Source organism: Coriobacteriia bacterium (assembly GCA_016649875.1).
Taxonomy (GTDB): Bacteria; Actinomycetota; Coriobacteriia; order WRKU01; family JAENWW01; genus JAENWW01.
On record JAENWW010000011.1, the window covers coordinates 1 to 26,214 of the forward strand.

General features: G+C 49.3%; 25 protein-coding genes, 1 pseudogene and 1 riboswitch. All 26 genes and pseudogenes read right to left on the minus strand.

The annotated features are described in order from the left end of the window. Positions 1-777, minus strand: a 777-nt coding sequence (gene rpsB / locus JJE36_05200) for a 30S ribosomal protein S2 (GenBank protein MBK5211693.1), incomplete at its 3' end; no start/stop codon positions are given. A gap of 277 nt (positions 778-1,054) precedes the next feature. Then, entirely contained in the window at positions 1,055-2,110 is a 1,056-nt protein-coding gene (locus JJE36_05205) for a DUF916 domain-containing protein (protein ID MBK5211694.1), read from the minus strand. Positions 2,111-2,304: 194 nt separating this feature from the next. Then, the gene (locus JJE36_05210) at positions 2,305-2,949 is read right to left on the minus strand and encodes a hypothetical protein (GenBank protein ID MBK5211695.1); all 645 of its coding nucleotides are present in this window, start codon (positions 2,947-2,949) and stop codon (positions 2,305-2,307) included. Between the two features lie 85 nt (positions 2,950-3,034). Then, positions 3,035-3,118: riboswitch (cyclic di-GMP riboswitch) on the minus strand. Between the two features lie 102 nt (positions 3,119-3,220). Beyond that, positions 3,221-4,069: a tyrosine recombinase gene (locus JJE36_05215; protein ID MBK5211696.1), complete on the minus strand. Its 849-nt coding sequence runs from the start codon at positions 4,067-4,069 to the stop codon at positions 3,221-3,223. Between the two features lie 35 nt (positions 4,070-4,104). Beyond that, entirely contained in the window at positions 4,105-5,538 is a 1,434-nt protein-coding gene (gene trmFO / locus JJE36_05220; GenBank protein MBK5211697.1) for a methylenetetrahydrofolate--tRNA-(uracil(54)-C(5))-methyltransferase (FADH(2)-oxidizing) TrmFO, read from the minus strand. Positions 5,539-5,556: 18 nt separating this feature from the next. After that, complete coding sequence (locus JJE36_05225) at positions 5,557-6,465, minus strand: DNA-protecting protein DprA (protein ID MBK5211698.1); 909 nt, start codon at positions 6,463-6,465, stop codon at positions 5,557-5,559. Then, positions 6,458-7,969, minus strand: coding sequence for a YifB family Mg chelatase-like AAA ATPase (locus JJE36_05230; protein ID MBK5211699.1), 1,512 nt, complete (start codon positions 7,967-7,969; stop codon positions 6,458-6,460). The genes JJE36_05225 and JJE36_05230 overlap by 8 nt, the downstream gene beginning before the upstream one ends. A gap of 2 nt (positions 7,970-7,971) precedes the next feature. After that, the gene (locus tag JJE36_05235) at positions 7,972-8,361 is read right to left on the minus strand and encodes a YraN family protein (GenBank protein MBK5211700.1); all 390 of its coding nucleotides are present in this window, start codon (positions 8,359-8,361) and stop codon (positions 7,972-7,974) included. Positions 8,362-8,430: 69 nt separating this feature from the next. Further along, a pseudogene (locus JJE36_05240) lies at positions 8,431-9,139 on the minus strand (ribonuclease HII). A gap of 14 nt (positions 9,140-9,153) precedes the next feature. Then, positions 9,154-9,498 (minus strand): 50S ribosomal protein L19, encoded by a 345-nt coding sequence (rplS, locus tag JJE36_05245; GenBank protein ID MBK5211701.1) that lies wholly within the window; start codon positions 9,496-9,498, stop codon positions 9,154-9,156. Positions 9,499-9,641: 143 nt separating this feature from the next. Continuing rightward, positions 9,642-10,715, minus strand: coding sequence for a 3-isopropylmalate dehydrogenase (gene leuB, locus JJE36_05250; GenBank protein ID MBK5211702.1), 1,074 nt, complete (start codon positions 10,713-10,715; stop codon positions 9,642-9,644). 20 nt (positions 10,716-10,735) lie between these two features. Then, the gene (gene leuD / locus JJE36_05255; protein ID MBK5211703.1) at positions 10,736-11,215 is read right to left on the minus strand and encodes a 3-isopropylmalate dehydratase small subunit; all 480 of its coding nucleotides are present in this window, start codon (positions 11,213-11,215) and stop codon (positions 10,736-10,738) included. Further along, positions 11,215-12,477 carry a 3-isopropylmalate dehydratase large subunit gene (gene leuC, locus JJE36_05260; protein ID MBK5211704.1) on the minus strand — a complete coding sequence of 421 codons (1,263 nt, stop codon included), beginning with the start codon at positions 12,475-12,477 and terminating at the stop codon, positions 11,215-11,217. Before leuC ends, leuD begins: the two co-directional genes overlap by 1 nt. Before the next feature lie 13 nt (positions 12,478-12,490). Further along, the gene (locus JJE36_05265) at positions 12,491-14,200 is read right to left on the minus strand and encodes a 2-isopropylmalate synthase (protein ID MBK5211705.1); all 1,710 of its coding nucleotides are present in this window, start codon (positions 14,198-14,200) and stop codon (positions 12,491-12,493) included. A gap of 356 nt (positions 14,201-14,556) precedes the next feature. Further along, complete coding sequence (lepB, locus tag JJE36_05270; GenBank protein ID MBK5211706.1) at positions 14,557-15,147, minus strand: signal peptidase I; 591 nt, start codon at positions 15,145-15,147, stop codon at positions 14,557-14,559. A gap of 3 nt (positions 15,148-15,150) precedes the next feature. Beyond that, positions 15,151-15,843, minus strand: a complete 693-nt coding sequence (gene trmD, locus JJE36_05275; GenBank protein ID MBK5211707.1) for a tRNA (guanosine(37)-N1)-methyltransferase TrmD — start codon at positions 15,841-15,843, stop codon at positions 15,151-15,153. Beyond that, positions 15,840-16,400 carry a 16S rRNA processing protein RimM gene (rimM, locus tag JJE36_05280; GenBank protein MBK5211708.1) on the minus strand — a complete coding sequence of 187 codons (561 nt, stop codon included), beginning with the start codon at positions 16,398-16,400 and terminating at the stop codon, positions 15,840-15,842. Before rimM ends, trmD begins: the two co-directional genes overlap by 4 nt. Beyond that, positions 16,387-16,638: a KH domain-containing protein gene (locus tag JJE36_05285; protein ID MBK5211709.1), complete on the minus strand. Its 252-nt coding sequence runs from the start codon at positions 16,636-16,638 to the stop codon at positions 16,387-16,389. The genes rimM and JJE36_05285 overlap by 14 nt, the downstream gene beginning before the upstream one ends. A 12-nt stretch (positions 16,639-16,650) precedes the next feature. After that, on the minus strand, positions 16,651-17,112 hold the full coding sequence (rpsP, locus tag JJE36_05290; protein ID MBK5211710.1) for a 30S ribosomal protein S16: 462 nt from the start codon (positions 17,110-17,112) through the stop codon (positions 16,651-16,653). Between the two features lie 106 nt (positions 17,113-17,218). Beyond that, entirely contained in the window at positions 17,219-18,565 is a 1,347-nt protein-coding gene (ffh, locus tag JJE36_05295) for a signal recognition particle protein (GenBank protein ID MBK5211711.1), read from the minus strand. Beyond that, the gene (gene ftsY / locus JJE36_05300; protein MBK5211712.1) at positions 18,558-19,469 is read right to left on the minus strand and encodes a signal recognition particle-docking protein FtsY; all 912 of its coding nucleotides are present in this window, start codon (positions 19,467-19,469) and stop codon (positions 18,558-18,560) included. The genes ffh and ftsY overlap by 8 nt, the downstream gene beginning before the upstream one ends. A gap of 8 nt (positions 19,470-19,477) precedes the next feature. Further along, entirely contained in the window at positions 19,478-23,020 is a 3,543-nt protein-coding gene (gene smc, locus JJE36_05305) for a chromosome segregation protein SMC (protein ID MBK5211713.1), read from the minus strand. 129 nt (positions 23,021-23,149) lie between these two features. Next, positions 23,150-23,866: a ribonuclease III gene (gene rnc, locus JJE36_05310; protein MBK5211714.1), complete on the minus strand. Its 717-nt coding sequence runs from the start codon at positions 23,864-23,866 to the stop codon at positions 23,150-23,152. An 80-nt stretch (positions 23,867-23,946) separates the two neighbouring features. Beyond that, positions 23,947-24,186: an acyl carrier protein gene (locus JJE36_05315; protein MBK5211715.1), complete on the minus strand. Its 240-nt coding sequence runs from the start codon at positions 24,184-24,186 to the stop codon at positions 23,947-23,949. 33 nt (positions 24,187-24,219) lie between these two features. Further along, a complete protein-coding gene (locus JJE36_05320) occupies positions 24,220-25,161 on the minus strand; it encodes an ACP S-malonyltransferase (GenBank protein ID MBK5211716.1) in 942 nt (313 codons plus the stop codon). 11 nt (positions 25,162-25,172) lie between these two features. Continuing rightward, positions 25,173-26,189 carry a phosphate acyltransferase PlsX gene (gene plsX / locus JJE36_05325; protein MBK5211717.1) on the minus strand — a complete coding sequence of 339 codons (1,017 nt, stop codon included), beginning with the start codon at positions 26,187-26,189 and terminating at the stop codon, positions 25,173-25,175. Positions 26,190-26,214 lie beyond the last annotated feature (25 nt).

Below are 26,214 nucleotides of genomic sequence, written 5' to 3' on the forward strand. Positions count from 1 at the left end.
CACCGCAACTGCAACAGGTTCAACCACCGCAACTGCAACAGGTTCAATCACCGCAACTGCGGCCTCTTGGGCCTGGGCTTCCGCCTCGGCGTTAACTCCACCGTTACCCTCGATGATTGCAGAAGAGATGACGTTTGCCATCAACGCGACCGCACGAATCGCATCATCGTTTGCGGGGATGGGGAAATCCACTTCGTCAGGGTCGGCGTTGGTATCGATCATTCCGATAATCGGAATCTTGAGTCGGCGAGCTTCGGCGATTGCAATTGCCTCACGCTTTGTGTCGACGACGAATATGGCGGCGGGAAGTGCCTTCATATTACGAATGCCTTCGAGGTTCGCCTGAAGCTTTGCAAGCTCTTTACCCTTGAGGATCTGCTCTTTCTTGGGCAAAGTCGCCATAACGCCGCTTTCAATCATCCCCTCGATTTGCTCCATGTATGCCACTCGGCTTCGAACGGTCTCGAAGTTGGTGAGCATGCCGCCGAGCCAACGGTGGGTCACATAAGGCATACCGGCCGCGGTTGCTGCGTTGAACAAAGGCTCTTGAGCCTGTTTCTTCGTACCTACGAACAAGATGGCTCCGCCACGCTTGCCGGTGGACAATGCATACTTATAAGCCTTTTCAAGCTCTGTCATTGTTTTTTGGAGGTTGAGAATGTAGATGCCGCTACGTTCAGCGAAGATATAGGGCTTCATCTTAGGATTCCAACGACGGGTCTGATGCCCGAAATGTACGCCTGCCTCGAGCAAGCCACGCATAGTTACTACTGCCATTGCAGTACCTTCCTTTCGGTTGTCTCTTCCGCGTGCTTCAACCTCATGACGCTACCGTTTTATCTCGGCACCAAGCGTATGAGTCCACAACGCGTGCTAATTTTTCGAACCCGATTATTTTACGGGGTAATGTGCATAAACGCAAGTTGCATAAGGACTCTGATTTTTACAAACATACGTCGTTAATTGTCAGACTTAACGCAAAACTGGGGGGTGCGGACAAAATCCTGGATCTGATTTGAAACAGGAGGATATCTATGCACTCACAAGAGCAAATTTATAACTTTTTAACTTTTGCTTTTCTTTTTCCAAGCCAAAACATGAAACCACCCAAAATAACAACCCCAAGAATAACTATAAAATAGAGTGTTCCGGTTTGTGTTTTAGCAATTGACTGATTTGCTTGTTCAGCATATTTTTCAACTGCCGTATTGTTGATATTAAAACTCTCTTCCACAATTCTTTCTTCTCCCGCTACGTTGGCAGTAATAGAAAGAGTGTATTTTCCGGGCTCCAGTGCAGGGTTATCCCAGTGCATAGGAAAATTTATTTGTGTTTTGGGTGCCATGATTATGGGCTCAAACTTGCCTGCAAAGAGTTCTTGCCCGTCTTTGTTGGTTACTTTATATACTCCAGATATCTGCCTTTGAATCATTTGAGCATCGTTACGCATCTCAATAAAGACGTTTGGCCCGACGGGATTAAAACCTGCTTTCCCAAAAGTAAACGCGGGTGCTGGCATATCAGGTAAATCGAGTTGGATGGCTACTGCAAAAACCGTCTTTGTTATCACTTTAAATTTTGCTTCATCCTTTTTAGTTTCTTCTTTAACATCTTCGTTAACATCTTCGCTTGCAGGTGCTTTTTCACTAATCAGTACCCCTCCAAGTATGCTTCCACTTTGCATATCTGGTACTGTAACCTCAACAGGAATGTTGACAGTCTCATTGGGTTTTATAATAACTTCATTATCTGTCAAAATATAATTGGATAAAACAAAAAACTTATCTAATAAAATTGTCTCCGGAGAGTCTATCTCTGCAGCATAAAATATTCCACCCTCAGGACGAGTATAAGCATTAGCTGGTGCACAAGTTACCACAATGTTTTCTTTTTTATTATTTGTAATTTGCATGTAGATGGTCTGCTTATCACCTGAGTTTACTAACAGATTAAAATACCCGGTCACTCCCGCCTTTTGGTTCTCGGGTAATATGGGTTTCACAGACATAGGCTGCTCCGCAGCGCCAGCGCTTGCCACACAGGGGAACACAGCAGCACATAATATTATAAACAGCACAAACATAAAAGTAAAAAATCTTATGTACTTCATACTTCATTCCTCTCTGGCTGTATAGTTACATTCTTCACTAAATAAACATTTTAAACATTTAAAAACCATGTCATATGTCTAAGACAATAAGACATACGACATGGTTTTTAAGTTAGATTGAACAACTGCCAACACGGGGACGCTCGAAACCGTCCCCGTGTTTGTAATAAGACATGGTTTTAGCTTAAGTTAGATTAAGCGACTGGTCCCGAAGTAAGTGTTTGAGTAACAGTTGAAGTGTATGTGCCTGCATAGGTAGTTGCTGGTTCAAGAGTTACTGTCATGGGTAGCATGCTTACAGTATATGTTCCCATCCCCGCATCTATGGGCGCACTTAAAATATTAATACCAGTGGCAGTATCAATCTTGCCCTGCGCTACAGTCATGTTAGTAACATCTGTAGAGCCTGCACCTGTCGGGGCGACAGCGATGCTTACTGTATCTAATTGTAAAGAGCCTTGAGGCAATGTACCAAGTGAACTAAGTACTGCAGCGAATTCAGGTGCTTCTACTGTACCGGTACCTACTATTGAAGCTATACCGCCAGTTAATAAAATTGAATGTGCAGCATCCAACGTAAATGCTGATGCCTGCAAAGAAACCTTCCAGCCATCACCTAACCCTGTAGGATCAGTAAGTTCAGTGTCAGCTACAACCGCTGTTGTAGTTTGTTCGATACCAGTCAAGGTTACAGGCGTAAAGTTAGCAATTCCTAACTCTGTAATTGCCAAGGTTCCGCCTGTAATTACTGCATCAGGAGCAGGTGCCGCCGCAAATGCTGCTGATGGCATCATCACCAACATTGCTAAAGCTACCGCCATTGTAATGAGTTTTTTCATCTTTCTTTCCTCCACTTTCTTATTTATTACCTTTTTATGTAATAAAGATGAGATTCACGTATTTTTGCAACAAAAATAACCTACATTCGGGAACCGGCTGTCATGCACTACTGTGCGAAGACCCTTGGCTTTGCGTCCCCAGCTTTCGCTAGGTTTGCCTTTGTCACTATACGGCTTATAAATAATGTAGCACAATTATATTGTTTTTTCAAATAGTTTATGATTGGTTTATTGTGTGGTATTCGTACATTATTCGACCTCCTGAGAATCCCTAACCTCTCGGGTGGGTTCGCTTGAAGACCTCTTGAAGTCGTTTGTTGGAAACATGCGTATAGATCTGCGTCGTAGAGAGATTCGCATGACCGAGCAACTCCTGCACCGTACGAAGATCGGCGCCCTCGTTGAGAAGATCGGTTGCAAAGGTGTGCCGGAGTGTATGCGGTGTGACATGGGCGCGAATACCCGCCTCAGTCGATCGCTTTTTGACTATCCGCCTCACGGCGTCGCCCGTCAGTTTATTGCCGCGGGCTGATAAAAATAAATATTCACTCGGAGTCTTTGAAAAACAGGGACGGCCCACGTTGAGCCATTGTGTCATTTTACCGATTGCAAAAGGATGAATGGGCACCACTCGTTGCTTGTCACCTTTTCCCGTCACCGTGGCATATCCGGCGCGAAAATCGACATCGTTGATTTTTAAATCGCAAAGTTCGGCCACACGCATACCGGAAGCATAAAGTAATTCCAAAATCGAACTATCGCGAATATCCTTCGGCTCGATACGCTCCACCGAGTCGAGAAGGGCGGTGATGTCTTCGGCACCCAGAGCTTTCGGCAAATGCTTCGGAAGTTTGGGACTGCTCAATAAGACGGCCGGATTCTGAGAAATGATTCCTTCTTCCACCAGAAACGAAAAAAACGACCGAAGGCACGCCATTCTCCTTGCGATGGTAGTGCGTGCATATGAAGCTGAATCGAGTTCTGACAGATAGAGACGCAGCGTACGGTGCGACAGATGGACCGGATCGATATCATTGATTTGCGCCCATCGGATATATGAATTGAGATCGGAACCATAAGAACTCACCGTGTGAGAAGACAGGCCTCTCACATCACCCACATTTCGTAAAAATCTATCTATCAGCTCATCGTAATTCACTGCACGCGGTCTTTTCTTTTTCGAATTTCGTCGGGAACCGATTCAATCTCTTCTTTTAACGCATTATACCGAGAAGTAAGCGAAGCGAAATCGAATGTTTCGCCGAGTGTGCTCAAATACTTGTAGAGTTCCTCCATGGAGCGCAGAGCGTATTTTTTATACCGTGCGCGCTTTCCTTTTTCTTTTTCTACAAGTGGCTGCATTATCCCGAAGTTCACATGCATGGGCTGATAATCGATGGTGTCACTCGAATGCGCATACTCCATGAGCGAACCGAGAACGGTGACGCTCGGAAGCACCACGCTTTTCTTCCCTTGTATCCTCCGAATAACATTGAGCGCGCAGAGCTGCCCCGAAGCAATCGCCTCGGTGTACCCTTCGGTTCCCGCAATCTGCCCTGCGAGAAATATGTTTTTCTCAGCTTTGAGAGAAAGGTCGATATTTTGCACTCGGGGAGCGTCAACGAAGGTGTTGCGGTGCATGACACCATAACGCTCGAAACGGGCATCCCCCATGCCCGGAAGCAATGAGAATACTCTCTTTTGCTCCGGCCACGTAAGGTTCGTCTGAAACCCGACGAGGTTATATGCTTGTTTCGCTACGGTTTCGCACCTTAGCTGTACCAAAGCAAACGGCCATCTTCCTGTACGCGGGTCATCGATTCCCACAGGTTTGAGCGCACCGTAGCGTAGGGCATCGTATCCCTTGCGGGCGATTTCCTCCACAGGTTGACATGCGTTGAAAAAATCGCTTTGCTCGAACACTTTATCGTGAACACGTCGGGCAGAAATGAGTTCGTGGTAAAACACATCGTACTCATCTCTGTCCAACGCAATGTTGAGATAATCATCACCGGCACCTTTTCCGTAACGCGATGCCGCAAAAACCCGACTTCCATCAAGCGATTCAGCAGAAACGATGGGAGCCGCGGCATCATAAAAGAACAGACTTGCGCCCGTATAGGAACCGAGGCTTTTCGCAAGCGCCTCTGAGACAAGGGGGCCGGCAGCGACTATCACCGGAGTTTGTTCGGCGGCTTTTTGCAAATCCGTAAACTCTTCTCGAATAAAATCGATTCGGTCTTCCCGATTGAGCAGTTCGGTGATTTCTTCGGAAAATCTCTCACGATCGATTGCGAGAGCACTCCCCGCAGGAACGCGAAATCGGTAGGCCACTTCGAGAAGTCGACTGCCCATCAGTGCGAGCTCGCGCTTGAGAAGCCCGGCGGCCGTCGTGGGATCATCACTCTTAAAAGAATTCGAGCAGACGAGTTCAGCGGCACCGTCACCATGGTGCGCCGGCGAAGACATGCTCGGACGCATTTCGAAAAGTGCGACGCTGAGACCCGATGCGGCACACTGCAAGGCTGCTTCGCTCCCGCTCAGCCCCGCACCGACGACAACCACATCGTAGAGAGAATAATCTCGCACAGTACCCCTTCATCACTTTTAACCTTTGATACCGTCAATAGTCAGTATAGCGAACCGACCGCCCGCAAATCGAGTAGCCACTCCCCGATTTTCCAGCTCATGAATGGCAATGACTGCTTGCTGAACCGGAATACAACATACATGGGCGACCTCTTCGGGAGTGAGAGCCTCGGCACGGAGAGCTTCTATCAGTTTTGATTCGGCACCGATGCGCTCCTGACTCTTTCGGTTGCTCGGATTCGGCAAATCGGCAAGCGAACAAGCTACGAGAAAATCTTCACGGTTTGCGATAACCGTAGCCCCTTCAGCGATGAGACGGTTGGGACCGGCACAGGTATAACAAAATATCGAGCCCGGAACGGCGGCTACCGGAGTGCCGAGTTCGGCTGCGGCGTTGATCGTGGAAAATGTACCGCTCGGAATGCGAGCCTCGACCACAACCACCAAATCAACCAGCGCCGCCAATAAACGGTTTCTTTCAACGAAACGATATTTCATGGGAGGCGTTCCCCACTCATATTCCGAAACGACAGCCCCCGAGTCGGCAATTTCCCGCATGAGCTTTGATGCATTGCTCGGATATATAACATCCGCCCCACACCCGAGCACCGCCACGGTTTTTCCTCCGACGGCCAAGGACGCACGGTGCGCAGCTTGATCACAGCCCCTGGCACACCCCGAAAAAGTCGTGAAACCCATCTCACTCGCCCATGTGGCGACGAGTGTCGCCGCTTTCAACCCGTAGGGGGTCGCTTTTCGTGCACCGATTATCGCAACACCGTGATCGAGACAGGAGATGTCTCCGACCGCATAAAGTTTTTCCCATTTCCCCTCGTACTGTCTCAACCGAACAGGATAAAGAGGCGAGCTTTTTTCGAGTTCATGTCGTTTGTCGGAGGAACGGTTACCCTGTATGTCGTTATACATGAATGTTGTTCCAATCGCTTCTAAACTCCAAAGCTTCGAATATGCACGGTTCGTCTATGCGATAGCTTCCTTTGAGATCTGCAATGGTACGGGCGACTCTGAGCGTCTTGAGAAGAGCCCGGGAGGATAAACTCTCTTTGAGTGCTCCGCGAAGAAGGATGTCTTTCGCATCTTGATTAAGCATTCTGTCGTTGACGAGTTGCGTTTTTGCAACTCTCGAACCGTAATCGAGGTTCGCATCTTTGCGAAATCGAACGGCTCGTGCGATGTCGCGATAGATATCTTTTGAAAATATTCTCGCATTGTCATCCTGTAAAAGACGATCCGAACTGACGCGTCGTACCCAGCAGACCATATCGAAGCGATCCATCAGAGGTCCTCCGACGCGATTTTGGTAGGTGGTTATATTGCTCTCACTGCACTTGCAACGATCTCCCGGCTCACCGAAGTAACCGCACGGACAAGGGTTCGATGCCGCGACGAGTAAGAAATTCGAGGGAAATTCCACCGTTCCTTGCGCGCGGACTATCGATACTCTCCCATCCTGAATCGGAGTACGCAGAGATTGCAGCGCCGAAGGGGCGAATTGTGTCAACTCGTCGAGGAAGAGTACTCCGTTATGAGCCAGTGAGACCTCTCCGGGAGACGCCGGATGACCTCCCCCGATGAGACCTGTGAGACTCGCGCTATGATGCGGCGCCCGAAAAGGAACTTGGCCGAACTGATAACCTTGTTGGCGCGTCGAGACCGAATATACCAATGCGGTTTCCAGAGCTTCTTGCGAGGTGAGAGGCGGCATAATGGAGGGAATACGCGATGCAAGCATGGTCTTTCCCGTCCCGGGTGGACCTATCAGCAAAAGATTGTGACGACCGGCTGCCGCAATTTCCAGTGCACGTATGACGAGTTCTTGCCCGACGATATCTGAAAAATCAAGATACCTACAGGCCGGATTGATTTTCGCTTCTTTCCTCTTATCCGGAACGATTGCCTTAAATTGCGCCGTCGTCTCCGATTTCATGAGTTCACCGAGTGATTTGACCTCCCGGTATCTCGCTTTGGCCAACGAGCAAGACTCACCGGCTTCATTTCCGACGAACGTCTTTCCATTATCGTGAGCGTAAATCGCATACGCGACGTGGCCCGACACGCCACGGACTCTACCGGTAAGCGATAGTTCTCCGATGAAAACCGCATCTTCGTTCACGCGCGCTGACAGCTGATTGCTTGCCAAGGCGATACCGACGGCTATAGCCAAGTCGAATCCGGTACCGTGCTTCTTCAAGGGAGCCGGAGCCAGGTTGACTGTGACGCGCTTCTGAGGAATGCCCAAACCGCAAGATTTAAGCGCCGAGAACACTCGCTCCCTTGCTTCCTGAACGGCCGTATCGGCAAGACCCACAATCTTCAGTGAGGGCAAACCGTCGGTGACATGAACCTCTACCTGAACTCTTTGTGCTTGGATACCGTTGAGCGTAGCCGTTTCGACCACTGCATAGGGCATCGTTAAACCTCGATGGCATCAAACGCATTGCGTATGTAGCGCAGCAGCGCCTGACTTCGGGAAAACGCATAGATGGCGATGACATCGAACCGTATCGATTCGAATCGATGTCGGGTGCGTGATGAGTAGACACGGGCGATTTTCGTGTACCGCTTCTGTTTAGCTGCAGTCACCGCCTCCTCGGGAATGCCGGCAGCAGTCGACCTGCGTGTCTTCACTTCGCAAAAGACCAGGGTAGTTCCATCGAGCGCGATGATATCGGCTTCGCCGTAACTGCATTTCCAGTTCTTATCGAGGATCTCGAGTCCTCTGTTTTCGAGAAAAGCCGCCGCCGCCTTCTCCCCTTTTTCACCGAGTTCTTTTCGACTTTCAAAATCTCCATTATCAGACATAAAAAACACCTCCACGACGATGATGCCATGAAGGGTTTCGCTCAGCCTAAGTCTCTTGTTAGACCGTTCTTAAAACAAAGTTGGTTCGATGAAGTTTTTGCAGAACGTCACGCGATGAAGGGGGCTGAGACCGTATTTTTTTATAGCGGCGATATGCGATGCGGAAGCATATCCTTTGTTGGAAGAAAATCCATACTCGGGATAGTGCTCGTCGAAGGCGACCATCATCGCGTCTCGCGTCGTTTTTGCAAGTACGGAAGCTGCAGCGATGCAGGCGATTTTCGCGTCCCCTTTTATGATGTTGATTTCATTGAAACCGAGCCCGAGAGGATTGCCGTCGAGCAGCACAGCGTCGGGAGTGATCGAGAGTCCCCTGACAGCCTCGATCATGGCCCTTTTCAATGCGGCCGACATACCGAATCTATCGATCTCAGACGGCTCCACATGAGCTATGGCGTATATCGCACCGGTCTCTTTGATTTCACGTGCGACGAGTTCCCTTCTTTTGGGAGTGAGTTTTTTACTGTCGTTGAGGTATTCGATGAGAGGCTCATCTTTGAGAATGCATGCGCCGACGCTGAGCGGCCCGGCAACCGAGCCCCGTCCGACCTCATCAAGACCGGCTATCGCAATCGCTCCTTGAGCGTGTAAACCGACTTCATAGTAATAAAGACTCGTCAATCTTTCGATTTCAGCTGATTTCATGGGAATCCTCGCACAGTGAAATAAATAAAAACGAGCGCGAGAATAATCCCACGCTCGCTTCAATAGCTTGCAGAAAAGCCGAGTGGCTTAGTAACCCTGCTCCTTGAGACGTGCAGCCTTGCCGACTTTATCGCGGAGGAAATAAAGCTTTGCGCGACGCACTTTACCGCGATTGACGATTTCGATCTTCTCGATCTTAGGTGAGTTCACGGGATAAGTACGCTCGACACCGGTTCCGAAACTGATTTTACGAACGGTGAAAGTTTCACGGTTCATCGCACCGTGGCGACGAATGACGCGACCCTCGAATACCTGAATACGCTCACGACTACCTTCGATAATGCGGTAGTGCACTTTAACGTTATCGCCTACTCGAAAATCCGGCAAATCTTCACGAATTTGCTGTTGCTCAATGGCGGAGATGATATCCATCAGTAAATTTCCTTTTCTTCTCACAAAAATTTCTAAATTGCACCCTTAAGGCGCGAATAGTTAGTATACCGTGTTCGAAATACGAATACAAGTACGGATTTGACGGTGGCAGAACTACTTCAAGACCGTTAGTTAAATATTGTTTAAGTGATTTCTTTTAAAATTAAATCGCCGGTTTCTTTTGTCCCAATTGGTTTATTGCCGGGACTCATAATATCTGGTGTTCTGTAACCTTTTGCAAGAATAGCCTTCACGGCCTTCTCGACGGATTCGGCTTCTTTCGTAAGCCTAAAGGTATATTTTAACATCATGGCTGCTGAAAGAATGGTAGCCATTGGATTAGCTTTGTTCTGACCTGCAATGTCAGGGGCAGAACCATGGATCGGCTCATACATCCCAAAGTTGCCCTGAGCAAGACTTGCAGAAGGAAGCATTCCTATTGATCCGGTGATCATACTGGCTTCATCTGAAAGGATATCTCCAAAAATATTGCTGGTTACAATAACGTCGAATTGCTTAGGATTTCTGACCATCTGCATCGCGGCATTGTCAATATACATATTTTCTAAAGTGACTTCAGGATAATCTTTAGCCACCTCGCTGACAACTCTTCGCCAAAGCCTTGAGCTTTCAAGGACATTGGCTTTATCTACACTGCATAGTTTTTTACTTCTCTTCATTGATATGTCAAACGCTGCAACTGCAATCCTTCTGACTTCTTCTTCCGCATATTGTTCCACATCATAGGCAGCAAGACCCATTTCAGTTTGTTTAAAGCCTTTTTCACCAAAATATATGCCACCCGTCAATTCTCTTACGACCACAAGATCAAGCCCGCCTTCAATGAGTTCCTTCTTTAAAGGGCAAGCGTCCTCCAACTCCTCAAAAAGTATTGCGGGTCTGATATTTGCAAATAATCCAAGCTCCTTGCGGAGACCAAGCAGGGCTCTTTCTGGCCGTTTATCGCCAGGAAGAACATCCCATTTCCAACCGCCGACAGCGCCAAATAGAACGGCATCACTTGATTTGCAGACAGTGATAGTTTCATCTGGTAAACATTCTCCCGTTGCATCTATTGCAGCACCACCGGCAAGAACCGTTGTATATTCAAAATGATGGTTGTAAATCTGGCCAATTTTATCCAATATTCTAACGGCCTGGGCCACGACTTCCGGGCCGATACCATCCCCAGGTACAAGTGCTAATTTAATATTCACTCTAGTTTCTCCTTGATTGTTTATTTTAGTGAACGAAGCAGCCCGCCTTTACCCATAATGTCTTTAATAAAATCAGGAAAGGGTAAAGCCTGATAACTCTCGTTTTTTGTAATGTTTTTTATTGCACCACTATCAAAGTTGATTGAAACCTCATCTCCCGTTTTAATTTTTTCACTGGCCTCGGCACATTCTAATATTGGAAGACCGATGTTTATTGAATTTCGATAAAATATGCGGGCAAAGGTTTTAGCTATGACGCAGTCTATCCCGGCTTCTTTAATGGCAATTGGCGCATGTTCCCTTGAGGAACCGCAGCCAAAGTTAAAACCAGCTACCATGATATCCCCTTGTCTCACCTTTTTAATAAAATCTGCATCTATGTCTTCCATACAGTGAGCAGCCAGCTCTTTGTGATTGGAGGTGTTTAAATATCTTGCAGGAATAATAACGTCAGTATCTACATTATCTCCGTATTTATGTACAAAACCTTTTACTTCCATTACATTACCTCCTCTGGTCCGCTGATTTTTCCTGTGAGAGCAGAGGCGGCCGCAACAGCCGGGCTTGCCAGGTAAACTTCTGATTTTATATGACCCATTCTTCCTACGAAATTTCTGTTTGTTGTAGCAACGCAGCGCTCTCCTGCGGCAAGTATCCCCATATGCCCGCCTAAACAAGGACCACAGGTTGGAGTTGAAACAACACAACCGGCATCAATAAAGATTTCAAGGTAGCCAAGCTTTATACATTCCTTATATATATATTGTGTTGCAGGAATGATGATTGCTCTGACATCCCGATGAACAGATTTCCCCTTCAGAATTGCGGCAGCAATGGCCATATCTGAAAGTCTTCCGTTTGTACAGGAGCCTATAACAACCTGCTGAATAGGAATATCTCCCACCTGATCTATGGTTCTGGTGTTGTCAGGCAGATGCGGAAAAGAGACAGTAGGCATTATTTCGCTCAAATTTATATCAATGGTCCTGTTGTAAACAGCATCTTCATCTGGAGCGTATATCTTGTAAGGTCGGTGCACTCTATCATCAAGGTAGGCTTTTGTAATTTCATCTACCATAAATATTCCATTTTTTGCACCAGCTTCAATAGCCATATTTGCCATACATAACCGATCGTCGATTGACAGGTTGATGAGACCTTCTCCCATAAATTCCATAGATTGATAAAGTGCGCCATCAACGCCGGTTATTCCAATAATATGCAGGATGACATCCTTGCCGCTTACATTTTTGGAAAGCTTACCGGTAATGTTGAATTTAATGGCCTCAGGAACTCTAAACCAGGCTTCCCCAGTCGCCATTCCTGCAGCCATATCGGTGCTTCCGACACCTGTAGAAAAAGCACCGAGTGCTCCATATGTACAAGTATGGGAGTCGGCTCCTATAATGCAGTCACCGGCAGCCACAATTCCTTTTTCAGGGAGAAGGGCATGCTCAATTCCCATAGTGCCAACATCATAGAAGTTATCTAAATTAAAATGTCTTGCAAAGGTACGGCATTGCACACACTGTTCTGCTGCCTTAATGTCCTTGTTCGGTGTGAAATGGTCCATTACCATAGAAATTTTACTTTTATCAAAAATCTCGCTGAATCCAGCCTTTTCAAATTCATTTATTGCAACAGGAGAGGTAATATCATTACCAAGCACCATATCTAACTTGGCGCGTATCAGCTGGCCGGCGACCACCTGCTCAAGTCCGGCATGTGCAGCCAGTATCTTCTGCGTCATTGTCATCCCCATAGTTCAAATCTCCTTATTTTTCTATAAATGGTGCGACTTTATTCATTCTGTTTATTGCACAAACAAGTGCATTTACCGAAGCATATATAATATCCGTGTGTGTTCCAACTCCCCAGTATATTCGACCGTTTTTGTCTGCTATGGCGACATAGGCAACCGCCATAGAATCGGCTTCTTTTTCCAGAGCATGCTCGGTATAGGTAACGAAAGTGTATTCCCTGTTGTAAGGGCCTTTCATCAATGCCTTTCTGGTTGCATCAAGTCTGCCATTACCATGCCCTTCAAGCTCAAATATGTCCCCGTTAATATTTGCAACGACTGTCGTATTAAAGCTTACATCCTTGCTGCTTATACTGGCTGGGTCCTTTTGGAATGTGATATCTGTAATGTCAATTGGCGTGAAGCAGTTGACATATTCCTGATTGAAAAGGTCAAATACTTCGCCAGGTGCCAGCTCTTTGTGCGTTTTATCAGAAAAGTCTTTAATAAAGTAGCCGACTTCTTCTTTCATAGCCTTTGGAATATCATAGCCGTAATTATTTTCAAGGATGTAGGCGATTCCTCCCTTGCCTGACTGACTGTTAATTCTAATGACATCAGCTTCGTATACCCGACCGACATCGTGAGGATCGATTGGAAGGTATGGGACGCTCCAGGTACTCAAGCCCTTGTCTTCATGCCACTTCATTCCTTTGGCAATTGCATCCTGATGAGAACCTGAAAAAGCTGCAAAAACCAGACTACCGCCGTAAGGCTGACGTGGATGAACTACAAGATTTGTAAATCTTTCATATGTTTCCACTATGGAAGGCATATCAGAAAAATCCAGACCGGTCGCAACACCATGGCAGAACATATTCATGGCAACCGTTATAAGGTCTACATTTCCTGTACGTTCTCCATTGCCAAAAAGGGTTCCTTCCACTCGGTCAGCCCCGGCAAGAAGGCCAAGCTCCGCATCTGCTACCGCTGTTCCTCGATCATTGTGGGGATGCAGGGAAACGATGATATTTTCCCTGTCATGCAGATTGTCGCTCATATACTCAATTTGAGTTGCATACACGTGAGGCATGGACATAGCTACAGTTGCAGGGAGATTAATAATCACTTTTTTATCTGCAGTAGGTTTCCAGATATCTATGACCTCATTACAAATACTTAATGCAAATTCCATTTCTGTCCCGGTAAAACTTTCCGGCGAGTATTCAAATCTGAAGCTGGTTTCAGGCATAAGGGCTGCATATTTGTTGAATAAGGTTGCACCTTCCTTGGCAATTTCTGAAATTTCATCTTTGCTCATTTTAAAAACCTGTTCTCTTTGCGCAAGAGAAGTCGAATTATACAAATGGACAATAGCCTTTTTTATACCGCGTAAGGACTCAAATGTTTTTTCTATTATATGCTCTCTGGATTGGGTCAATACCTGAATTGTCACATCCTCTGGAATCAGGTCTTTTTCAATCAAAGTTCGAATCAACGCGTATTCAGTTTCTGAGGCGGCAGGAAATCCGACTTCGATTTCCTTGAAGCCCAGGCTTACAAGAAACTGAAAAAACTCCACTTTTTCTTCTAAGCTCATAGGAACGATCAGCGCCTGGTTTCCATCTCTCAGATCAACGCTGCACCAGATAGGTGTTTTTTCAACGCGGTCTCTTGTGACCCATTTTGTTGTTGGGTTGGGAGGCATAAAATAGCCCACCTTGTATTTGCTGTGATTTTTCATGGTTTTGCCCTTTCCTCTAAAAAAAATAAGCCGCCGTCAATTGCGCTGTTTGCACAAGAGACGAAGGCTTAAAAATAGCTTCCGCGGTACCACTCTTATTGGTATTAAAAAATACCCACTTATTTATTTTAATTTGCTCCAGGGTGAGATGTCTATAAGTTGTATGTAATCTTTCACCAGACGATTACTCTCTGCAATACAACAATATAGCTTATTCCTATCATAGCAATTCACATTTTAATAATGTGTCCTACCAAAATAGTAGACAAAATAGCAGTTGTCAATAGAAATTGTAAAAATGTTAGGTCAAACGCATCAATTCGGGGTGCGGACGTTTACCTTGTCAAATTACCGAACTACTTCAAGGTACCGAAACGGTTGAGCGGCCAATACGTCCAAAACGCACGCCCGTGCACCGTGCTGATTTTGACCGGGCCGAACGTCCTGCTATCCCCGCTATTTGTTCTGTTGTCTCCCATTACCCAGATATATCCTTTCGGAATGGTTATGGGCAGAGAGATCACTTGAAGATAGCTCGGTTTTCCGTAAGTGTAGGGCTCGTCGAGTTTCTTACCGTCGACATAGACCGCTCCTTCTTTCAAATCGACGGTCTGCCCACCGACTGCGATCACACGCTTGATGAGTGTCGGAAACTCACCCGTGGGATCATCGAACACGACGATGTCTTTGTACTTCGGCGTGCCGAAACCGCGAAACACGAGCTTGTCGGCCAAAACGCGATCTTTGAGCTGAATGGTGGGCAACATCGAACCGGACGGTACCAAATAAGGTTGGATGAGATACGCTTTTATTCCTTGCGCAATCGCCACGGCCAAAATGACCATGATGACAGTCTCCACAACCCAACGAATGGTGGAGGGCTCTGCACTATCGAGTTGCTTTCTGTCCGAACGATTCTTTATTGGAACTGATTCTTTATCTCTCATCGTTTATCTCTCATCGTTTTCCTTCAATAAATCGGGGCGACGTTTCCGCGTTCGCTTCATAGCTTGTTCATGCCTCCACACATCTACCGCGCCGTGGTTTCCGGAAAGAAGAATTTCCGGTACGGGCATATCGCGATACAGCGCCGGACGCGTATACTGCGGATATTCCAACAGCCCGGAACTAAACGATTCATCGACCGCGCTCATTTCATCGCCGAGCACACCGGGGAGAAGACGCGTCACCGCATCGGTTACCATCATAGCGGGTAACTCTCCGCCCGTCAGTACATAATCCCCGATGGAAAGCTCGATATCGGCAAGTGCGTCGACGGGACGTTGGTCAAACCCCTCATAACGTCCGCAAACCATAAGCAAGCGTTCTTGACAGGCCAATTCCTCCGCCATATCTTGCGTGAACGTGCGCCCCGTCGGCGTGAAAAAAATCACGGTCGGTTTGCGCTCGTCAAGCGCAGCCACAGCCTCAACACCTTCAAAAAGAGGAGCCGGTTTCATAACCATTCCCTGCCCGCCGCCGTAAGGGGAATCATCGACGGTGCGATGAAAGTCATGCGTCCACGTGCGAAGATCGTGCGCGAAAAATTCCAGAGCACCCTTCTGCCGAGCGATTCCGAGCATAGAGGCACTCATAGGTGCTGAAAACATGTCAGGAAATATGGTCAGTACATCGACTCTCACAACGGATCACTTTCAATCGTGCCTTTTTGCACGTGCACATACATTATTTTATGTTCATAGTCGACATCGAGTAAAACTTCATCGATTATCGGCAAAATCAGTTCACCGTACAATCCTTTGACGACGATGCAATCGTTTGCTTTCGTCACAAGGTATTCGCTCACCACGCCGAGATCGCCGTAATTATCCGAGGACACCTTGAATTCGACTACACTGTCGGGATCGAAATCGTTACGTAATGCATCGACGACATCGCCGGGCAGATCTTCCACCGCGCATATGAGCGATTTATTGGACAGATTGCTCGCCTCACCAATCGAATCGACATTCGACAATTTTACGAGATACCCACCCCCGAACTCATCAATCGATGAGAACACGCCCTCGGAGACCTTACGCGTCGGTGGAGCCACCCATACCCGCTTACCCACCAATACGGGCAAAGAGGCTCCCGTTGCAAACGCAACAAGAACCTCTCCGTTCAAGCCATGACTCTTGCGTATGGTGCCTACCGTTACAAAACGTTTGGTAGTAACGTCTTGGTTATCCTTCAACATCGACTTCTACGATTGTCGAAGTATTACCGGCCGCTGCACGGGCGAGCGTACGTATCGATTTGATGGTGCGCCCGTTTCGACCTATGACCTTACCGACGTCTTCTTGTGCAGCACGGATGGCGATTGAAAGTTTATCGCCATCGATTTGCGAATTGATTTCAACCTGCTTTGGATCATCGACCAGCGACGTTACGAGATATTCTACGAGCTCAGTAATGTTAGACGTTTCTGAAGCCATAGTGAAACCCCGCTACTCTGCTGCTTCGTCGGTTGATTCCTCTGTCGCAGCCACTTCTTCAGCAGAAGCCTTTTTAGCTTCTTCTGCTGCTTGAGCAGCCTCTGCAGCCGCCTTGGCGGCTGCCTCTGCTTCAGCCTTTGCCGCAGCCTTTGCCTCGACCTTTGCCTTCTTCTCGGCTTCAGCCTTGGCTACCACCTTCTTTGAAGGCTTTGCCTCCTGTAAAGGAGCTTGCTTCTCACCACGTGCCGATGCGACGATCTTGCCGGCAGCTTCTGTGAGCTGGGCACCCTTTGAAATCCACTCATCAACGCGCTCTAAGTTAATCTCAATGGTTGAGGGGTCGGTGCGCGGATTATAGCGACCGACAATCTCGATAAAACGACCGTCACGAGCCATACGGCCGTCTTGGACAACTACACGATAAAACGGTGCCTTCTTGGCTCCGTGGCGCGAAAGACGAATCTTAACTGCCAACGAATTTCACCTCCGATAAAAGCAACCGCATCTGGCGGTTGCGTAACCACATAAACATACGAACGAATATGATACGACAAAACACATGCACTAATCAACCATAAAGTTAAAAAAGTCCTTTGGGAAACATGCCGTTACGGCCTTTTCTTTTGCCCTTTCCTTTCGAATTCTGCATCTGTTTCATCATTTTTTGCGTCTCGGAAAACTGTTTGATGAGACGGTTGACATCGGTGACCGTCACACCGGAGCCGGCAGCGATGCGCGCGCGCCGCTGCCCATTGATTATTTTCGGATTGCTCCGCTCCTTTTTCGTCATCGAATACACGATGGCCTCGGTGCGATCCAGTGCCTTGTCGTCGACCTTTCCTTCCAGATCTTTAAGTTGCGAACCACCGGGAAGCATATTGACGACGGCACCGATTCCTCCGAGTTTTCTCATTTGCCTGATCGAGGTGAGGAAATCGTCGAAGGTGAATTTTCCTTTTTCAAGGCGCTTGGCGTCATCTTCGGAAAAATCCTCATCGAGGGCGGTTTCGCTCGCTTTCTCGATGAGGCTGACCACATCGCCCATACCGAGAATGCGTTTCGCCATGCGATCGGGATGAAACTCCTCGAAGGAGTCCGGCTTCTCACCCATCGAGGCGAACTTGATCGGCTTTCCGGTGACTTCTCTGATGGAAAGTGCGGCGCCGCCACGAGCATCACCGTCGAGTTTCGACATGATGACGCCGTCGAAATCGAGACGACGGGCGAACCCTTCGGCCACATTGACCGCATCTTGACCGGTCATGGAATCCACGACCATCAAAATTTGATCGGGTTTCACCGCGTTTCGGATATTTTGTGCTTCTTGCATCATGGGTTCATCGACATGGAGGCGACCGGCGGTATCGACTATGGCGAAATCAAGCATATTGTCGAGAGCATAGCGGACGCCGTCACGTGCTATTTTCACCGGGTCGTCGCCTTCCCCGCGAAAGACGGGTATATCGAGTTCGCGCCCGAGCGCCTCGAGCTGGTCGATTGCGGCGGGACGATACACGTCGCACGCAATCATCAAAGGATGCTTTCCTTTCTTGCGCATCATATAGGCGAGCTTGGACGTGGCGGTTGTTTTGCCGGAACCCTGCAAACCCACCATCATTACGACGTTCGGAACACGATTGGACAGGACGAGTTTACTTTGAGTATCGCCGAGAAGCGCGGTAAGCTCGCTCAAGACGATTTTAACCACCATTTGCCCGGGAGTCAGAGAACGCATGACATCGGCACCGACGGCCCGCTCGCGGACACGGCCGACGAACTCTTTGACGACTTTGTAGTTCACATCGGCTTCCAATAACGCCAACCTGATTTGACGCATCGCGGCATCGACATCGGTTTCGTTGAGCGTACCTTTGGAATTGAGGCCGGAAAAAATCGACTGTAAACGATCGGAAAGATTATCAAACATCGATGCCCACCAAAGCTTTCGCGAATTCGTGCGGGTCGAAGGGACGCAAATCGTCGATACCTTCGCCCACGCCTATACGTACTATCGGCACTTTCAGCTCACGCGAAATCGCCACGGCGATTCCCCCTTTCGCCGTGCCGTCGAGTTTCGTGAGAATAAGCGCATCGATTGCGAGGTGCTTATTGAATTCACGAGCTTGGACGAGCCCGTTTTGTCCCGTCGTGGCGTCCATGACGAGCACGGTGAACGTCGGAGCTTTGCTGCGGTCGCGCGCGACACGTTGCACCTTCTCGAGTTCGTGCATGAGATCGAGCGAGGTATGGAGGCGGCCGGCTGTGTCGATCAGGGCGATATCGGCTCCGACCTCTTCGGCACGGGCCACGGTATCGAAAGCGACACTTGCCGGGTCGGCACCGCGATCTTTGCGCACGACCTCGACATTCGCCCTTTCGGCCCAAACATCGAGTTGCTCGGATGCTGCTGCGCGAAACGTATCGGCACTGCCGAGAACGATTTTCTTATTCTGCGCCACCGCTTGCTTCGCCAGTTTTCCCACCGATGTCGTTTTACCGGTCCCGTTGATACCGACCATGAGTATGGTGACCGGTTCGAACTGAAAGGGATCTCCCGCCGTTTCGAATTCCTCGGCGATCATATCCTGCAAGCGTGCGATGATTTTATCGGACGAAGGAATCGATTGGGCATTGGCCTCGAGGCGCAAACGCTCGACGATATCGGTCGCCGCCTCGACGCCGAGATCGGCTGCTATGAGCGTCTCTTCGAGCTCCTCCCAAAAAGAATCATCGACATCGGCGCCTCGACCGACGAGTTGGTTGAGAGATCCCGCAAGTTTTTGTCTACTCTTGCTCAAGCCTTCATTGAGGCGATCAAACCATGAGCTCATAAGCTGCCTTAACTTTCCGATTCGACGAGTTCCAGAGCATTTTCGAGTTTTTGACTCAAAAGCTTGGACACGCCATCCGCTTGCATGGATACGCCATAGAGCAAATCGGCCATTTCCATGGTACGTCGTTGGTGAGTGACGATTAGGAATTGCGTGCTTTGACGCATTTTATCGACGAAGTTTACAAAACGTTGCAGGTTCGAGTCATCGAGCGCCGCTTCGACCTCATCGAGGATGAAGAACGGGCACGGGCGAACCTGATTGACGGCGAAAAGGAGCGCAAGCGCAGCAAGCGACTGCTCACCGCCGGAAAGAAGTGACATCTTCTTGAGTTTCTTACCGCGCGGCAGCGCGATGAATTCGACACCGGTATTGTCCGGGTCATCAGGATCGCTCAGAAGCAACTGAGCACTTCCACCGGGAAACAAAATGGCGAAAAATGCCTGGAAGTGCTTGTCCACTTGCTCGAAGGTATCGAGAAACAGTGTTTTGATTTTGCGGTCGATTGCGCCGACCACCTTGTTGAGCGCTGTACGCGCACTCTTCAGGTCTTCGATTTGCGAGCGCATGAAATCTCTGCGGGCGGAAAGCGCCTCGTACTCGTCTTTTGCGACCGAGTTGATAGCTCCGAGGTTCGAAACTTTTTTACGCAAAGACAAAGCGTGGTCTTCAACCGCAAGGCGATTTTCAACCAGAGGAAGGGCCAACGCCTTTTCTATCGGCATGCCGAGTTCTTCGACGATATGCCGAACGGCGGCATTCACTTGCACCTCGAGTTGCCCCTTGGCCACGCGCACGTGCATGATGCCTTCGGTCTTTTCGTTGACAATCGCCTGGGCTGTCTTAACGGCATCTTGCGCCGAAGTGATTGTGGAACGCAATGATTCCGAATCGGATTGTTCGAGTTTCGCGCGGTCGCGCAACATCAACGACCAACGGTCGGCCTGTTCATGCATATCCTTATAAAGATCGTGGAGCGGCTGTATGCGAGAACGGAGCATTTCGAGCGCTTGCTCGGTCTGATTTGAACTTTCAATGGTTTCTTTAAGACCCGATATTTCAGCGACGAGTTGATTGAGCTCCCGTTTCATATGTACTTCACGCTCTGAAACGGTCGCCATATCGACTTGGCATTTGCTCAGTCGCTCATTGACCGCGGTCTCGTCACGAAGTTTTAGGCTTCGATCGTATTCGGCGCCGGCGGCGCGTTCCTGAAGTTCCTCAAGCACGGTTTCTTGCTCTTGCGCTTCCGCCTTCAACGCTTCCAACGCCGGAATTTGTTCATCGGCTTTTTCAACGACCTCTTCGAGGCGCGTTGAAATTTGCGCCTCTTCTTGCGTTATGCGCGCGAGGCTTTCCTCGAGTCGTCCGATTTCTGCGAGTAGGGAATTATATTCCCCGGTTATCTGTGCCGCTTTCTGATTGAGACCGAATGCATCTTGCTGCGCCAGCATCAATGCTTCCTCGGCTACGGCGACATCGCCTTCCGCCTCCGCAACTGAAATCTCCAACCCGCCCAAAGTGTCGCTCAAAGAATTGAGGCGACGTTTACGCGCAAGCACACCCTCGTTATCGGCGATTTGCGTACCGAGAGTGACTTTGCCGGAAGGCCATACGACGGCACCTTCCTTTGTGACGAATCTGATTTCGGGATTATGTTTGATCGAGGAAATGGCCGTCTGCAACGAATCGACGACGTACACGTCACCGAATAGCACCTCGACTCCGGCTCGATGCGATTCATCGAATGTCACGAAATCCAAGAGCCGCTTTCCGACTTTCGATGCTTTCGGCGAGATCGGCGGCGCATCGAGAGGGATAATCGAAATCTCTCCGGCTTCGGCGTTTTTGACCTCATGGGCGACGGCCATGGCGCCTTGTGCATCCTTTACAAAAACTCCGAAAAGATCGGCGCCCAAAAGTTTTTCGACGAGTTGCTCATACTCGGCATCCGCCGAGATGAAATCAGCGACGGGACCGACGAAGCCGTCGAGTTCTGCGGCGCGCGAGACGACGCGCGCGAGCGCGGGGCTTGCCGTCGCAAAAGCCCTGTCGACCTCTTCGAGCCCTTTGATTTCGGCGCGTGCGTCAAAGAACCTGTCGCGAGCCGCTTGTAAATCATTACGGCGCGAATCGAGCACTCTCACACGTTTATCGACATCGCTGTCGGCCATAGCGATTTCACGCTTTGCTTTCGCAATCCCTTTTTCAAGCGATGCAAGTTTTGTGCGCCTTTGGGAAAGCGTCTCTTGGGAGGAACCGATTTGCTCGCCCAGTTCATCTTTTCTGTTCTTCAACAAATCGGTTTGTATCGAAAGAGATGACAGAGCGCTTTCCCTTTTAGCGATGGCGTTTCGTCTCTCATCGGCTCGCGCTCGTTGCGAACGCAAAGAAGAGGCGATTTTCGATACTTCTTCATCGAACAAAGCACGTTCTTTTCGCGTCGACTCGCTTTCCCTGCGAATCTCACCGAGCTGCGTATAAAGCTCTTTTAATGAAGCGTCCGTCTCGGCGCGCGAAGCTGCGACGACATCACGTTCTTTACAAGCACCGCCGATTCGCGATTGTGCACCGTGAAGTTGCATGCGCAATTCCGAAAGACGGTTGATGAGGTTCTTTCCTTTTTCCTCCAAGAGTAAAAGCCCGGCATCGAAGCGCTCGAGAATGGTATTGACCCGACGGCGCTGTTCGGAGATATCCCCGACGAACAGCCCCTTATCCTCCAGCAGATGTTGATACTTTTCGAGCTCTCTCTCTCGTTCCTCGAGCTGATAACGCACGAGGTCGAGTTCGACCTCCGCCTCACGTTCCTTTTTGAGAACGTCATTCCAGTCGGTCTGAAGTCGACGCAGGTCATCAACGGCACACGACACATCGATCTCTCTTAATTCGGATATGAGCTCCGCGTGCGTTTTCGCCTTTGCCGCCTGCCGTTCGAGCGGACGCAACTGGCGTTCGATTTCATTGGCGATGTCAGCCGCACGCTCGAGATGTGCGTCGAGTCCCGATAACTTCCGAAGTGCGCGTTCTTTGCGCTTCTTATGCTTGAGGACACCCGCCGCTTCTTCGATGAGAGAACGACGGTCCTCAGGACGCGCATTGAGCACTTCGGTCAGACGTCCTTGGCTGATAATCGAATGCGCATCACGACCGAGACCAGTGTCATGCAACATATCGAGTATGTCCATCAAACGAGACGGACTTTGATTGATGAGGTATTCGCTTTCACCGGAACGATACATGCGGCGTGTGATAGTCACTTCGGAAAACTCCAGAGGAAGCGTTCCGTCCGTATTATCCAACACCAAGTCGACCTCGGCCACGCCCAATGCCTGCCGGGCGGAGGAGCCGGCGAAAATGATGTCTTCCATAGCTTGCCCGCGAAGCGTTTTCGCACTCTGCTCGCCGAGCACCCATAAAACCGCATCTGAAATATTCGATTTGCCGGAACCGTTGGGACCGACGACACAGGTAACCCCGGGTTCGACGGAAAAAACGCTCTTGTCGGCAAAAGACTTAAAGCCTTTGAGCGTGAGTGACTTTAAATACACGCCGTTCCTTTCGAAAACTGACTGAAAAATTTAAGTTTTGCGCAGGCTTCAGTCTAGCATGAAACGTACGCTATTTCTTCCGACGTGCCAACCGTTTACGATGCAAAAAAGTCGGCGCATCTTCCCCGCCTATTCGCTCCGGAAAGCGTCGTCGAGTGCAGCTTGTGCCGCCGCTTTTTCGGCCACTTTTTTGGAAGCGCCCGCGCCTTGTGCGACGACGATATTATTGACTGAGACTTCAGCTACGAAACTCGGGCTATGCGAAGGACCTTCGACGGATACGATATCGTAAGATACCGAGCCGCCGCATGCCTGAACTTTCTCTTGTAAAAGAGATTTCGGACTACTCTTATCCGCAGCAATCTCGGGATTGATACAGTCGCCCAGGCAACCGAGTACCCAAGCGGTTGCAACTGCCATTCCTCCATCGAGGAAGAGAGCGGCTGTAATCGCTTCGAAAACATCTTCCAAAGCGGAGTGCATTCCCCGCGATCCCGCGCTCAACTCACTCGTTCCGAAAATGACGCACTCCTGCAGACCTTTTTCGACGGCAGCTTCCGACAAAAAATTTCCATTGACGACGGCAATGCGCATCTTAGTCAAGATTCCCTCATCGATATCGGGAAAACGGCGATACCCCTCGAGACCGACGGCGAAACCGACGATCGAATCTCCGAGAAATTCAAGCCGTTCATAGCTGAGATGTGAATCACCTTCGACTGCAGAAGGGTGAGTGATCGCTTGAAGCGCAAGCGACTTATCTTTAAACACATGCGAAGTAATCGCTTCGACGCGCGAAACACGATACTCCACGTCCTTTTTGTCCTTTAACGCATCATAGGTCATATCAGTCCCATCCCTCTGCGAGGTTTTATAAAATAAGCCCCCGAAAATCTCGAGGGCTTATTCATAAACTTAAGCACTGTTTATTTCGCCGTCATGAAAAAGTCCGCTACATCTCCGACTGTCTTAATCGATTCGATTTTGTCATCGGGAATCGAAGAGCCGAATGATTCTTCGAAAGCCATAACGAGCTCGACAACGTCTAAAGAATCTGCTCCGAGATCTTCGGCGAATGAAGCTGACTCCACAACGGAGCTTTCATCGCAGTCCAAAACATCGACAACGGTCTCACGTATCTTTTCAATTACTTGGGTACGTTCCATTATTCCTCCAATCGTCGTATCTATTTTAACCGATTATTGTCGCGCTTCAATGGCGCCGATGCGTTCTTTTAAACTATCCACACCATTTTCGTCGGCATATTGGGTCACGGGGATTGCAGTCAGGTCGGTGTGGACGAGGTACCCGGAAAGTATACTCCCCGCCCCGCACTCGATTGCGATATCGATTCCGAATTCGTCACGCGATGCCAGTACGGCTTCTCGAAAACGCAACGGCGAAGTGATTCCGCTCAAAAATACCTCTTTAATTTCTCGGGCATCCGTGTGCGGGCGCGCATCGTAACACGACATGAACGGAATCGTCGCCTCACGAAACTCGGCTTTTTCAAGGATCTTACGCATCTCGTCTTGAGCCGCCACCATCATGGGCGAATTGAGAGCACCGGGCAAAGGAAGCGTTACCGCACGTCGTGCACCGGCATCGATCAAATCGGTCTCAAGCACATTCAAGCTCGAAGAAACGCCGGAAATCCCAACTTGGTTTTGGGAGTTATCGGCCGAAATCCAGACATTGGGCGTATCCTCTATCACCGCTTCGACGGCAGCCCTCTCCAGCCCGAGCACGGTCATCGACGCTCCATCGCTGTTCTTCGTAGCCTCTATGGTCGCCTTCGCATAGAGCGAAGAGAGCGTCACACCAGCGCCGATCGAAATGACTCCCGAAGAAACAAGCGCGGCGACTTCGCCGATACCATAGCCCAATGTCGCCTCATGCACGATTTCATTCTCTTCGAGATAGCGACCCCATACGGCATCTATGAGCATAATCATCGGATACGATGCCCGAATGTCGACAAGCGCACTTTCCGGACCGTCGGAAACGATACGTTCGAGTTGCAAACCGGAATGCGCGGAGGCGGCATCCATAAGACGGACTACATCCACTTCTTCGGGCAAGCGCTGGAACATTCCGACTTGCTGAGAACCGAATCCGGGAAATACAAATAATTTATTCACCACTACCTCGCTTATCCGACATCTTGATTGAGGAGATTTATGATATTTTTCGTGAGAATATCGGTGAGATCGTTTCTAACGGCTCGCGCGGTAACGAGAATCCCACTTTCGATCGCCTGCGCCGAAGAGGGGCCATGGCCTATGGCGCACACGCCTTTCACACCGAGAAGCGGCGCTCCGCCGAACTGATCGGGGTCCATGTCGTCTTTCAGTGACTTTATGGATCCTGCGAGGGGGGCCGCTAAAATTTTCTTACCGGTACTCGACGTCAAAGCATTTTTGACACGTCCGAGAAGAATCTTCGTCGAGCCTTCGAGAAGCTTTAAAGAAACGTTGCCCGTAAAGCCATCGGTGACGATAACGTCGAATTCACCCGACAAAAGATCTTGCCCTTCGGCATTTCCCACAAAGCCCGGCAACGATGTGCGCATCAACGCATTGGCTTCCTGCGCAAGCACGGAGCCTTTCGTGTCTTCTTCGCCGATGTTGAGCAAGGCGACCTTAGGATCCTTCAAACCGAAGACCGCTTGGGCATACGCCTTTCCCATGAATCCGAACTGAAGAAGATTCTCAGGTTTGCAATCGGCGTTTGCTCCGATGTCCAGCAATATCGTCGGTTTGCTCGCGCCGGGAAGCACCGTAGCCAATGCGGGACGACTCACTCCCCGTATACGGCCTATGATGAGTGTCGCCGCCGCCATGCTCGCCCCCGTCGATCCGGCGGAAAAAAGGCCTTGGCATATCCCCTCTTTCACAAGACGGGAACCGACGACGATGCTGGAATCTCTTTTGGAACGGACCGCACTGGCGGGGTGTTCACCCATACCGATTATTTCACTTGCGGGCACAGCCACGACTCTGCCGGGGAAACGCGCTGCAAACGGATTGACAATGTCAGCAGGCCCGACGAGATGGACAATGATATTCGAGTCACTCGAAAGAGCTTTCTCGACACCCTCGAGAACGACTTTCGGTGCAAAATCGCCGCCAACAGCGTCGACAGCGATGGATACAGGTCGGCTCAAAATTGCCTCCCAACTGATTTGTGTGAAC